11 protein-coding genes are annotated in these 14097 nt (G+C 27.5%); 9 read left to right on the top strand and 2 right to left on the bottom strand.

What is annotated here, in order from left to right; all coding sequences use genetic code 11:
• Positions 1–57: 57 nt before the first annotated feature.
• Positions 58–1728 (bottom strand): DUF2207 domain-containing protein, encoded by a 1671-nt coding sequence (locus ACZJV1_RS09340; RefSeq protein WP_463649937.1) that lies wholly within the window; start codon positions 1726–1728, stop codon positions 58–60.
• A gap of 165 nt (positions 1729–1893) precedes the next feature.
• Here ACZJV1_RS09340 and ACZJV1_RS09335 point away from each other — a divergent pair, with 165 nt between their 5' ends.
• The 8 genes from ACZJV1_RS09335 (at position 1894) to ACZJV1_RS09300 (ending at position 11077) form a co-directional block, all read left to right on the top strand.
• Positions 1894–2841 carry a DUF7916 family protein gene (locus ACZJV1_RS09335; RefSeq protein ID WP_463649936.1) on the top strand — a complete coding sequence of 316 codons (948 nt, stop codon included), beginning with the start codon at positions 1894–1896 and terminating at the stop codon, positions 2839–2841.
• A gap of 220 nt (positions 2842–3061) precedes the next feature.
• Positions 3062–4450, top strand: a complete 1389-nt coding sequence (gene hydA, locus ACZJV1_RS09330; protein WP_463649935.1) for a dihydropyrimidinase — start codon at positions 3062–3064, stop codon at positions 4448–4450.
• Between the two features lie 124 nt (positions 4451–4574).
• On the top strand, positions 4575–6365 hold the full coding sequence (locus tag ACZJV1_RS09325) for a WG repeat-containing protein (RefSeq protein ID WP_463649934.1): 1791 nt from the start codon (positions 4575–4577) through the stop codon (positions 6363–6365).
• A gap of 118 nt (positions 6366–6483) precedes the next feature.
• Complete coding sequence (locus ACZJV1_RS09320) at positions 6484–7221, top strand: MurR/RpiR family transcriptional regulator (RefSeq protein ID WP_460287067.1); 738 nt, start codon at positions 6484–6486, stop codon at positions 7219–7221.
• A 178-nt stretch (positions 7222–7399) separates the two neighbouring features.
• Complete coding sequence (locus tag ACZJV1_RS09315) at positions 7400–8257, top strand: tagatose bisphosphate family class II aldolase (protein ID WP_463649933.1); 858 nt, start codon at positions 7400–7402, stop codon at positions 8255–8257.
• A 20-nt stretch (positions 8258–8277) separates the two neighbouring features.
• Positions 8278–9198: a 1-phosphofructokinase gene (gene pfkB, locus ACZJV1_RS09310; protein WP_463649932.1), complete on the top strand. Its 921-nt coding sequence runs from the start codon at positions 8278–8280 to the stop codon at positions 9196–9198.
• Positions 9199–10608 (top strand): PTS fructose transporter subunit IIC, encoded by a 1410-nt coding sequence (locus tag ACZJV1_RS09305; RefSeq protein WP_460288610.1) that lies wholly within the window; start codon positions 9199–9201, stop codon positions 10606–10608.
• A gap of 28 nt (positions 10609–10636) precedes the next feature.
• Positions 10637–11077 (top strand): PTS sugar transporter subunit IIA, encoded by a 441-nt coding sequence (locus tag ACZJV1_RS09300; protein WP_463649931.1) that lies wholly within the window; start codon positions 10637–10639, stop codon positions 11075–11077.
• A 105-nt stretch (positions 11078–11182) separates the two neighbouring features.
• Here the strand turns inward: ACZJV1_RS09300 and aspD are convergent, their stop codons facing one another.
• Positions 11183–12811, bottom strand: coding sequence for an aspartate 4-decarboxylase (aspD, locus tag ACZJV1_RS09295; protein ID WP_463649930.1), 1629 nt, complete (start codon positions 12809–12811; stop codon positions 11183–11185).
• Positions 12812–13077: 266 nt separating this feature from the next.
• Here aspD and ACZJV1_RS09290 point away from each other — a divergent pair, with 266 nt between their 5' ends.
• Entirely contained in the window at positions 13078–14097 is a 1020-nt protein-coding gene (locus ACZJV1_RS09290; RefSeq protein WP_463649929.1) for a homocysteine S-methyltransferase family protein, read from the top strand.

Genomic DNA, 14097 nt, shown 5'->3' with positions numbered 1-14097 from the left:
TAACAAAAATTTAAAATATAAAAGGAAGTCTAATAAAATAGACCTCCTTGATTGATATTAAAAAGCACCAGAATCTCCGCCACCACCACCAGAGAAACCTCCTCCAGATGAAAAATCATTAAAACTATTGTTACTAAAATCCATGCTATTATTAAAGTTTGAATTATTGTTGTAATTATTATTTGTTGAATTGTGTATTTCATTAAATAAAAATGCATTAGTCATATAATAACTATAAAAAGAAGTATTAAAATTATTATCAAAAAGAGAGTTTTCCTTAATGTCTTTTGGATCTATCTCCAAATCATAATAACTTATTCCTAATGCAGAAGCATATATAATTGATTCTTTTATATTAGATATATTTTTACTATTTATTAGCGACAATAAATATTTTTTATAAGCAAACCACTTAAGATATTCGTTATAAGCATCGTTAGTCAATACTTCTTTATCTTTAATATTTATATAATAATTGTTAGATCTTCCATTTAATCTAATTTCGTTTATAAAGTCCCAATAGGAGTTATGAAAGTTTTTAGCTATATTTTTACTGACATCAATTTTTGTTTTTATAGAGTTTAATGAAAATTCATTATTACTATCTTCATACGTCTTAAACCAATCCATTAAAACCTTTAAATGCGAATATTCACATTTTGAACTATCCTTTATTCTTTTAAACTTAACATTAACAAGTTCATTTTCATCTGATAGATCACTGCTTAACTCATAAAAACCTTTATTTGCAAGGTACATAAGTGTAGAAGGAACTATAGACCATTGAATATTATTCTTATCATATAAATATGCAACTAAAGTAGGACTTAAATTAGAAGGAGGAGAAGTTAATACATTCTCTTCTATAAAAACAAAATTTGATCTATATTCATTTAAAGCTTCATTGAAGATCTTTTTTGAGCGTTTGCTTGAAAGATAGAAAGTTAAAACTATTAATAAAATTAATGAAGATGGAATTAGTATAGGTACTAACATATTAGAAGAATTTTTTGCTACATGTTTATTCATATTGTTGTCTATAATATTTGTATTACTATGTTTGTCTACTGATGGTGTTGTAAGAAATTCTGGTTGAAATCTTAAATCAATACCTAAATCAGAAGTTAAGTTTTCTCCATTAATTTTAATTTTATTTTCTGTAGTTTCCGTAATAAAGCTACCATCACCATAAACTGTATAATACAGATTATTAGCATTAAAATTAGCTGAATTTAAATTTATATTTAGTTCAATATCATTAACTGGATGTTCTTTTGAGGCAGTGTAAAAGCTCCAGTTTAATGAACTAAAATCTTCATACTTTACAGCAGCAGAGTTTACTAAATACTGAATTTTAAATTTCTTTTTTTCATTGCTACTTTTAGAATAAATTTTTACTTGAACTTTATCACCAGTATTTATAATTTCATAGCTATTATTTGATTTATCATCTTTGTTTTCTAAATTATATAATCCATCATTATCTTCTATTGTTACATTGTAAATTGAATATCCTTTAGAACCATTTAAATTTAAGTTCAAATAAATACCATTAAAATCTCCATTAAAAGTATAAGTAAATTCATCATTTACTAAAATATCTCCATTGCTTTGTATCTCTGCATTTACCAATAAATTATCAATTGAATAATATTTATTGTCTGCATATACAATAACAGGAATTGTTAATGAAAATAATAAAGTTAAAAAGAAAATTAGTTTTTTCATTATTTTTTACCCCCTTATATTTATTAGGATAGCATATAATATGTATTTTCTCCATATTGCTAAATAGTATTTAGATAGAATTAATGTTCCTTTTGATTAATGTTTTTATTTAAAAACAAAATACTGTATAATAGAATATATGGGAATTATTAGGAGGGTAGATTGATGAAAAGAATATTTGAATTAACAACAAGTGACATTGAAGGGCTAAATAAAAATACGCTTAAGGATATAATAAAGAACTCAGAGGGTAGAACTGTTATGTCAGAAACTATTATTAGTTATACTCCATATATAAGAGAAGTATCTAATTTAGAACTTGCTGCAAGTTTTGGAGCCGATATGATAACATTAAATACATTTAACTTTGAAAAACCATTTATTTTTGGAATTGATGGTGGAGCTAATTTACTTTTAAGTATTGATAACTTAGCTACTAAAATAGGAGATAAAATTAAGTATAATTTAACTAACAAAGATTATATAAAGAATGTAAGAAAGCTTGTTGGTAGAATGATAGGCGTAAATTTAGAACCTGTACCAGAAGGAAGTACTTATGAAAGAGGATATAGATTAAATAAAGAAAATCTTGAAAAAGTTAAGGAATATGGATTTGATTATATAGTTATAACTGGAAATCCAAATACAGGTGTTAATGAAAATACTATTTGTGAAGGAATAAAGCTTGCTAAGGAAATATTAGGGGATAGTACTTTAATAATAGCGGGAAAAATGCATGGAGCTGGTAGTGGGAATATATATGATGAAAATGCTATAAAAAGGTTTATAGATTGTGGTGCAGATGTTATATTAATTCCAGCACCAGGAACTGTTCCAGGGTATGATTTAGATTTAGCAAAGAAAATAATAACTCTTATTCATGAAAATGAAGCTCTTGCAATGACTACAATAGGAACTTCACAAGAAGGTTCAAGTAAAAGCATAATAGAACAAATAGCTTTAAACTCTAAGATGGCGGGAGCTGATATTCAACATATTGGAGATTGTGGAACTTTTGGAATAGCATTACCTGAAAACATAATGGCACTTTCAGTTACAATAAGGGGAGTTAGACATACTTATAGAAGAATGGCACAATCAATATTAAGATAAAAATATTAATTATTTACAATAAAGCTTTAATGATATTTTATATTGCTAAAGCTTTATTTCTTATCAAAATAATAATTAATTCTCAAAATGATATTAAATTAGACTAGAAATTTAGTCAGTATAACCAAATATCATTTGGCATATTCATTGCTAATATATAATAAGTAATGTAAGCGGTATTGTATATTATAAATTCATGTAAGAAAGAGAAGTGAATCCAATGTCATTACTAATAAAAAACGGGACAATTGTGACAGCTAGTGATACATATATAGGAGATATATATATTGAGGATGGTATTATAAAAGAAATTGGAATAAATATAAATAGATTTAGTGAAGAAATAATAGATGCTAAAGGCAAGTATGTTTTACCAGGCGGGGTAGATGTTCATACTCATTTAAATTTAGATGTAGGAATTGCTATTGCTAATGATGATTTTTACACTGGAACAGTAGCAGCAGCTTGTGGAGGGACAACTACCATAATTGATCATATGGGTTTTGGACCAAAGGGATGTAATTTAAAGCATCAAGTTGATGTATATCATGGATATGCTAATAAAAATGCAGTAATAGATTACAGTTTTCATGGAGTTATACAGCATGTAAATGAAGAAATACTTAATGAAATGGAAGAGATAGTTAACGAAGAAGGGATACCAAGTTTTAAAGTTTATTTAACATATGATTATATGGTTAATGATGAAGAAGTTTTAAAGGTATTAAACAGACTTAAAGACCTTGGAGGAATTACAACTGTTCATTGTGAAAACCATGGAAGTATAAAACTCTTAAGAGAGTATTATGTGAAAAATGGATTAAAGACTCCTAAGTATCATCCATTAAGTAGACCTGTAGAAGCGGAAGGTGAGGCTGTAAATAGAATGATCAACTTAGCATCTATTGCGCAGGATGCCCCCCTTTATATAGTTCATCTATCATCAGCTTTAGGGTTAAGTTATATAAAAATGGCAAGAGATAGAGGGCAGAATATATATGCTGAGACATGTCCTCAATATCTAGTTTTAGAAAATAGCAAATACGATTTAGAAAATAATGAAGGGTTAAAATACATTATGAGTCCTCCATTAAGGAAAGAAGATGATATAAACTCTTTATGGAGAGGTATTAATGATGCGTATATACAAACTATAGCAACAGATCATTGTCCATTTTCATTTAGCAAGGATAAACAACTTGGAAAAGATGATTTTACAAAATGTCCAAATGGAGCTCCAGGAATAGAAGAAAGAATGCCTTTAATTTTTTCAGAGGGAGTAATGAAAGGAAAAATCACTATAAATAAATTTGTTGAAGTATGCTGTACAAATCCAGCTAAAGTATTTGGATTGTATCCTAAAAAGGGATCAATACAAGTAGGAGCAGACGGAGATATAGTTATAATTGATCCTAATATAGAAAAAATCATAACAAATAGCGATTTACATTCAAATGTTGATTATACGGCTTATGAAGGAATTAAAGTAAAAGGATATCCTATATACACTATATTAAGAGGTGAAATTATAGCCAAAGATAATAAGTTTATAGGAAAAAAAGGATTTGGAAAATTTATAAAGAGAAAAGATTTATTTAAATCTTTATAATAGAAATAGGAGATAATTATTCTTATCTCCTATTTCTATTATAGAGGTATTATTTAAAATAGTGTGTCTAATACATAAATATATAAATATAATAGCTATTATTAATAAATTTTTGAGAGGCTATATGAAAAGAAAAAAACATAAAAAAGAAAATAAAAAGAAAAATATTAAAAATAGGGACTTTTACTTGTATCCAGCTCTTACTAATACTATAAATGGTAAGAGATATGGATATATAAATAAAGATAAAAATATTATAATTCCATTTAAATTCAATAGCGCATACGATTTTAATAATTATGGGGTAGCAATAGTTTCAGAGGATAGTATTTTTAGGCTAATTGATACAAAAGGAAATTATATATCTACTGAGAAATATGAAAGTATAAATCCTTATAAAGAAAATAGAGCAGTTTATGTACAAAATTCAAAAATGGGAGTATTAGATGAAAAAGGATATAAAATAACAGAAGCAAAGTACGACTATATAGGAAATTATAATAATGGACGTGCTGTAATAGAGAAAAAAATTGATAACAATTATAAATACGGATATATAGATTTAGATGGGAATGAGATAGTCGAATATAAGTATATGGAAGCTTCTGATTTTAATGATGGATTTGCCATAGTGAAAGTTAAGGATGAAGAATTCGCTTTAATAGATTTAAATGGAAATGTGGTTAACACTTACAATTATCAGTACGTTGGCCCATATGGGGAAGGCTTAATGACATTTTCCAGACTTCTAGGTGGACCTTATGGATATATAAATAAAGATGGTGAAATAGTTATATCACCTAAATATGCATATGCTGATAAATTTAATGATGGAGCAGCTATAGTTAGTTTAGAATTTAAAGCAAATGGGACATTTGGAGTTATTGATAAATTAGGTAAACCTATTTATGGTGAAATATATAATGACATCAAATACTTAGGAGAAGAAAAATTAGCATTAGGCTTGCCAATAGGAAAAGATAAACTCGTAACTAGAAGCATTTATGCTATTGCAGATACAAGTGGAACACTTTTAACAAAATTTATATATAGAGAAGTAGGCAGTTTTTTTAATGGTTTATCCTATTCATCAGATGAGAAAAAAACATTTTTTATAGATAAAAATGGGGTAGTAGTTAAGGACTTACCAATAGTTGAAGGTAGTGGAGAATTAAGACTAAAGGGAGATTTAATATATGCAGATATAGATTATTCACCATATTATTTAGATAAAAATAAAAATATAGTATATGAACCAAATAAAGAAATTAAATTAAGTAAAGATTACTCAATTTTTATTAATAAATATAAACCTAATATTAATTATTTAATATATATACCTAGTGTAACTGGATTGAAAAGTAAAGAGGTAGAAGAGAACATAAACTTAAAATTAAAAGAGATGTCTTTATTTAGACCTTATGATGAAGATAAAAAAGTAGAAAATATAATTATAACTAGTGAAGATGTATTAACTTATGATTACTATGGAAATTTTACTATTCTATTCTATAAAAATAATATATTAACACTAGATTTAGTTGGATACTATTATCCATTAGGTGCAGCTCATGGAATGCCTACAAGGAAAACACCTACTATAAATTTAATTACAGGTAATTTTTATAAATTAGAAGATTTATTTAAAGTAAGTTCAAATTGGAAAGATGAATTAAATAAAATAATAGATGAAATGATAAAAAAAGATCCTAATTATGAATATGTATTTAAGGATGCATTTAAAGGTATAACAGAAAATCAAGATTTTTATATAGACGAAAACAATTTATATATTTACTATCCTCCATATGAAATAGGACCTTATTCTGCTGGATTTATTACATTCAAGATACCTTTTAGCAATATTGATATGCTTTTAAATAAAGAAGGGGATTTTTATAAATATTTAAAATAATAATTATGGAATCTATTACTAAAATTATTTATAATAGTTATAAATAAGATGATATATTTATTAGTTATACTAAATATTATATAATTAAAGAAAATATATATTAAGTAAGGTGATAAAAATGATAATAGAGGTTAGCAATGAGTTGTTTGAGAAGCTTACCCCTACAGAAAAATCTGTAGTTGATTATATAAATTCAAATACAAATAAGTTATCTAATATGTCTATTGTAGACGTAGCAGAAGAATCCTTTACTTCACCAGCAACTGTATCAAGAACAATTAAAAAGTGTGGGTTTGAGGGATTTTCAGAGTTAAGATATAAGATTTCAGCTAAGGAAGAGCATAATTATGATTCTAAAAAAGTAAATGAAATACTAGGGAAATCTTTAATAGAAGTAACTAAAACTATTGAAAATATCTCCATAACAAATGTTTTAAATATAGTTAAAATAATAAAAGAATCTAAACGTATTTACATATTAGCAAGAGGTCTTACAGAGCTAGTGGCACAGGAGTTTAATTTAAAGCTTCAACTTTTAGGTTATAATACCTTTCTAATTGTAGATCCTAATATAATGATGAAAATTTGTAAAACAATAGATAGAGAAGATGTAGTTATTGCTTTTTCATTAAGATCAGAAACAAAAGAAATATTAGAATCAGTTAAAAGTGCAAAGAAATCAGGGGCAAGGGTGGTTACATGTTGCTGTGTAAGAAAAGGTATTTTAGAAGAGTATTCAGATGTAACATTAATTGGATACAAGCAATCTAGAACATCAATTAAAGAATTTGAAGTAACATCAAGGCTACCACTATCTATTATTTCAAGAGCAATAATAGATTATTTAATAATATAGATAAAAAAGTATTTTGAAAATCAGATTAAAGCAATTTTCAAAATACTTTTTTTATTATAATCAAGTAAAATAGCCAAACTTGCAGAGTAGCTTGAAAAATAACTTTGATTTTTGTGAAAACATTTTCTTAATATAAGTGATAAAATTAAATCATAGAAAAGAAAATTGGAGGTACATTATGAAAAGTATAATATCAACAAGAGAAATGTTAAAGAAAGCTCAAAGAGAAGGATATGCTATACCAGCATTTAATATTCATAACTTAGAAACATTACAAGTAGTGGTAGATACAGCAGCTGAATTAAAATCACCAGTGATTTTAGCAGGTACACCATCAACAATAGCTTATGCAGGTGGAGAGTATATAGTAGCTATGGCAGAAGTTGCAGCTAAAATGCATAACATTCCAATAGCAATACATTTAGATCATTATGAAGTAGTTGAGGAAATTAAGCATTTCGTAGACTTAGGCTTTAAATCAACAATGATAGATGCATCACATTCAGATTTTGAAAACAATGTAAAAACAGTAAAAGAAGTAGTTGGATATGCACATAAATTTGACGCAACAGTAGAAGCTGAACTTGGAAGACTAGGTGGACAAGAAGATGACTTAGTAGTAGATGAAAAAGATGCTATGTACACTAATCCAAAACAAGCAAAAGAATTTGTAGAAAGAACAGGAATAGATTCATTGGCAGTAGCTATTGGAACAGCTCATGGATTATATAAAGGTGAAGCAAAGCTTGACTTTGATAGATTAAAGGAAATAAGAGATATGGTAGATGTACCACTAGTTTTACATGGAGCATCAGATGTACCAGATGAATTAGTTAAAAAGGCTATTTCACTTGGAATATGCAAAGTTAATGTAGCAACAGATTTAAAAATACCATTTTCTGATGCAGTAAAGAAATACTTTATTGAAAATCCAGATGCTAATGACCCAAGAAAGTATATGGCTCCTGGTAAAGAAGCTATGAAGAAAATAGTTGCTCATAAGATAATGGTTTGTGGAAGTAATGGACGAGCTTAATAGGAAAGGGGGAGAGTTTAATGATATATACACTAACAACTAATCCAGCAATAGATATGAATTTTACAGCAGAAAGTTACGAACCATTTAAGGTTAATAGAACAACTAACTTAAATTACTCTCCAAATGGTAAAGGAGTAAATGTATCTCTTGTATTAAATCATTATGGAGTAGAAAGTAAAGCTTTAGGATTCTTTGGGGGATTTACAGGTAAGTTCATAGTAGATGAACTTGAGAAATTAGATATACAAGTAGGATCATTTTGGATTGATGAAGCAACTAGAATCAATGTTTTTATAGATACAGTAGATAGTAAAGAATTTAAATATGTTAATAAAGGGCCTTTTGTACCAAGAGAGATTCAAGAGAATCTATTAAGCTATTTAGAAAAATCTGATGATTGTAGTTATTTGATTATAAGCGGAAGCTTACCTTTGAGTATAAATGAAGATTATTATGATGAGTTGCTACAGATATGTAGCAAAAGAAAAATTGATTTGATTTTAGATATAAGTTCAAAAAAATTAAAAGATTTACTAAAATATAATCCTTTATTAATTAAGCCAAATGATGAGGAAGTTAAAGATATATTTGGATTAGATATAAATAATGAAAAAGATGCTTTAGATGTATTAAAGTATTTAAAAAATGAAGGAGCTCAAAATATTCTTTTAACTTTAGGAGAAAAGGGAATGTATTTTTATAATGGTGAGAAAGCATATTATTGTACAGCACCTAAAATAAAACTTTTAAGCTCTGCTTGTGCAGGTGACTCATCATTAGCAGCATTTCTAAGTGAGTGGCTAAAAGGTAATAACATCGAATATGCATTAAAGAAATCTTCAGCAACAGGAGCAAATGTTGCTGAATCAAGTGGACTTGGGACTTTAAGCAAAGTTAATGAATATATAAATTTATTAGAGGTTAGGGAGGTAATTTAAATGAAAAAAATTATTGCTGTTACAGGATGTCCAACTGGTATTGCTCATACTTTTATGGCAGAGGAATCATTAAAAAAAGCAGCTAGAGAAATGGGTGTTGAAATTAAAGTTGAAACTAATGGTGCCATTGGTGTTGAAAATGAGTTAACCAAAAAAGATATAAAAGAAGCTGATGGTGTAATAATAGCTTCAGATAAAGATGCTAGAGTTGATAGATTTGTAGGGAAACCAATTATAGAAACTTCAGTGCAAGATGGAATACGTAAACCAAAAGAGCTTATTCAGGCTATATTAGATGGAAAGGCTCCTATAAAAAAGTCAATGATAGATGAAAATAAAAATAGTAATCAAAAAATAGAAAAGAAAGATGAAGTTATAGGGAAAGAATCATTTGGTAGAAGTATATATAAGCACTTAATGAATGGCGTTTCTCATATGTTACCATTTGTTGTTGCTGGTGGAGTATTAATTGCAATATCTTTTTTATGGGGAATATATTCAGCAGATCCAGCTTCAGATCAATATAATAAAATTGCAGCAATGCTTAAAGGAATAGGTGGAACAGCATTTTCCATGATAGTTCCAATATTTACTGCCTTTATAGCATCATCAATAGCAGGTAGGCCAGGTATGGTTGCAGGTTTTGTAGGTGGATTGATAGCAGCTTCAACAGGAGCTGGATTCTTAGGGGGAATAATTGCTGGTTTCTTTGCAGGATACTTAATGCTTGGATTAATTAAATTGTTAAAGGGACTTCCAAGACAATTCGAAGGTTTAAAATCAATTTTTTTATTACCTATACTTGGAATACTTGCAACAGGTATTTTAATGACTTTACTTGGTGAACCAGTAGCATATTTAAATAACTCAGTTATGAGTTGGCTTGCATCATTAGAATCTGCAAATCCAATACTCTTAGGACTAGTTATTGGTTGTATGGCAGCGTTTGATTTTGGTGGACCTGTAAATAAAGCAGCATATATTACTGGAACAATGCTTTTAGCACAAGGAAATTATTACTTTATGGCTGGTGTTTCAGCAGCGTGTATAACTCCTCCATTAGTAATAGCATTAGCGACAACAATATTTAAAAAACAATTTAATGAAGAAGATAGAGCAGCAGGTTTAGTTAACTATATCTTAGGGTTCACACATATAACAGAAGGAGCAATACCTTTTGCAGCTAAGGATCCATTGAGAGTTATTCCTATATTAATGGCAGGATCATCTGTATCAGCTATATTAACTTATTTAATGAAAGTTCAAGTTCCTGCACCACATGGTGGATTCTTAATACTTCCAATAGTAGAAAAACCATTTGTTTGGGTAGGATGTATTTTAATTGGTTCATTAGTTGGAGCTATATTATATGGATTATATAAAACAAACTTAAATAAAAAATTATCATAAATAAAAAGCTTTAAAGGAGATTTTTACTATGGAATTAAAAGATTTAATTAAAGAAAGTACAATAAAACTAGAACTTGTTTCTACAGATAAAAATTCAGTTTTAGATGAAATGATTGAACTATTAGAAGATGATAAAGTAGTTACTGATAAGAATAAGTTTAAAGAAGATATATTGGCAAGGGAAGAATTAAGTAATACAGGCATTGGTTTTGAAATAGCTATTCCTCACGCAAAATCAAAAGTAGTAAAAGAACCAAGAATAGCAATTGGATTAGCTAAAAATGGGATAGATTATGGTTCAATAGATGGACAAGATATAAAAATGATTTTTATGATTGCAGTTAATGAAGAACAAAGTGATTTACATTTAAGGGCTTTAGCAAATCTCTCAAGAAAGTTAATGCATGCGGAATTTAGAGAAGGTATATTAAATTGTAAATCTAAAAAAGAAATAATTGATATGTTATAGAGTGAAAAGGGGCTATTTTAAATAGTCCCTTTTCATAATAAATTATATAAAGATAATTTATTATAGATATGTTTTATTTAGGTTATTTTATTTATTTAATCTTTTTTAGATAGTAATTGCTTCCCATTTAAATACAAATTCATCAAGTATCTTACGAATTGTTTTGCCTATAATAGAATAGTCTTCATCTCTTAAATTTGCTAATGAAATTCTTATAGACCATTCTGGTCCGTCAAATCCAGCTCCGCTTAATAGTACTATTGATGACTCTTGTGCTAATCTATAGAGTACTTCAACAGGCTTATAATTATCTTCAAGATATTTTGCAAATTTTTTACCGTAATTAGAATTTGCCCATTCTAATAAATCAAATTCTGTGTAGTATGATGCATCATAGATGTCTTTTCTTAAATCTAAACCAAGTCCATCAAATAATAATTTTTGACGCCTATGACAAATTTCTATAGTTTGATTTTTATATTTATTTTTATCATCCAACAAGGAAAAAGCACAAAAAAATGCCATTTGAACTTGTTGAGGTGTAGAAAGTCCAGCTGTATGATTTAAAGCAACTTGCCTACTATCAGCAACAATTCTATCTATAAAAAGAATATTTTCTGGATTTAATTGCATGGCACTATATCTTCTATTTAAGATCTCCTTGTTATCTTTAGATAGATTATTAAGAAGTTTATCAAATACATTTTCTTCATGAATTGCTATTGTACCTAACCTCCACCCAGTAACTCCAAAATATTTAGAAAATGAATAGACCCCTATAGTATTATAAGGTAAATCTGCCATTAGTGATCTAAATTGAGGAAGAAAGGTTCCATAAACATCATCAGATATTATCATTAAATTCTTATTATATTTTGTTACAATAGAAACTAAATTTTTTCTACATTCATTACTTAAAGAAACAGAAGGTGGATTACTTGGATTAACTATAAATAATGCTTTTATAGAAGTATCTTTAAGTTTTTCAAGCTCTGATAAAGGATATTGCCAAGTATGTGTTCCATTAGCTGTTATCTCAGAGGCTTTTATTGGAATTATTTCTAAATCATATCTAGGTAAATGAGGTATTTCTAAATATGGAGTAAAAATAGGCACCATTATAGCTATTTTATCTTTAGGATTTAATAGCATATTTGAATTTAAAGTGTCAAATATATAGCACATTGCAGCAGTAGCACCCTCTACCGCAAAGATATTAAATCTACCAGCTGGAGGTTTATTGTAGCACATTTCTTGAACTAAGTAGTCATGGACTATTTGTTCTATATGAAATAGAATTCTATCTGGAAATGGGTAGTTATCTCCAATAATGGCATCTGTTAATTCATATAAATAATTATCAGCATCAAATTTTTTTTCTTTTACACCATATTCAATTATACTTTGTAGTAATTCAATTCCAGGTAAGCTTTTATTTTTAATTGCGAATTTATTGAATCTATCATAAATTCCCTGTTTTTTAGGTATTCCTGCTAAATCATTATGTCTAAAATCTCTTTTTGTTTCTTCAACGGCAAAAAGTCCAAAGGTAAAAAATGACTCTCTAGGAGTAGAAGCGGTCCAATTTGGATTCCCCCTACCAGCATCTAAAAGTGCACGAGTTGTTTTTTTATTTTCCCCCTTAGCTAACTCTATTAATTTATTTTTAAACTCAAATGGACTTATTTTACCATAGATTTTTTCAATTTCTTTACGTTGTAAATTTTTGTCCATATATTTTCTCCTTAATAAAAAATTTTATTTTAGTTTTTGTAGATAAGATAAATATTATTCCTTAAACATAATAATTTATTGAAAAATATTTACAATAAATAATAAAAAATATATATGATTCTAATTCACTATTAAACTTGCATTTTGACTTTTAACTATTGATTTTAATTTAAACATAGATAATGTAGAATATTAATTAGAACATATATAATAGCTTAAACTTTATTTTAAGTAAGAAAAATAGCAGAGTAAAAGGGGAGTATATAATGAATCTGAATTTTGAAATAGTTAAGGATTTAGAAAAAAGAATATTAGTTATTGATGGGGCAATGGGAACTAATATTCAAAAATTTATGTTAAAAGAAGAAGATTATAGAGGAGAACTTTTAAAGAACTTTAAATTTAATCAAAAGGGTAATAATGATTTATTAAGTATAACTAATCCTAAGATTATTGATTCAATACATAGAAAATTTTTAGATGTTGGTGCAGATATAATTGAAACTAATACACTAAATTCCAATAAAATATCACAAAAGGACTTTGGTCTTCAACACTTAGTTTATGATTTGAATTATAGGAGTGCTAAACTAGCAAAAAAAGCTTGTGATGATTACCTAAAAAAGGACGGTAAGAAAAGATATGTTGCAGGCGCAGTAGGACCAACAAATAAAATGGTTTCTTTATCTTTAGATATTGAAAATTCTAAGGGTAGTAATATTTCTTTTAATGAATTGAAAGATGCTTATAAAGAACAAATAGGCGCTTTAATGGATGGAGGAGTAGATTTAATTTTAATAGAAACTATTTTTTCTTCATTAAATGCTAAAGCTGCCGTTATTGCGTCTAATGAAGTTTTTAGATTTAAAAATAGAGATCTTCCTATAATGATATCAGGAACAATATCAAATGAATCTGGAAAACTCTTCTCTGGAGAAAAATTTTCAGACTTTGCTAAGTCTATAAAAGATGAAAATGTAATTTCAGTGGGATTAAATTGTTCATTTGGATCAAAAAATTTAAATCCCTTTATAAAGGAATTATCAGAAATACAGGATTTCTTTGTATCTGTATATCCAAATGCAGGATTACCAGACAAATTAGGACTTTATGAAGAATCTCCAGAGATAACATTAAAATATATTGAAGAAATGCTAAAGGAGTGCTACTTAAATATGGTAGGTGGTTGCTGTGGTACTACTTATGAACATATAAGATTAATTTCAAATGTATCTAAAAAATACAAGCCAAGAATTATAAGAAAATTTTCAAGTTCAAATATATAA

The organism is Clostridium sp. LS3 (assembly GCF_055330225.1).
The sequence above is the reverse complement of the archived record's forward strand: the minus strand, read 5'-3'. Positions and strand labels throughout refer to the sequence as shown.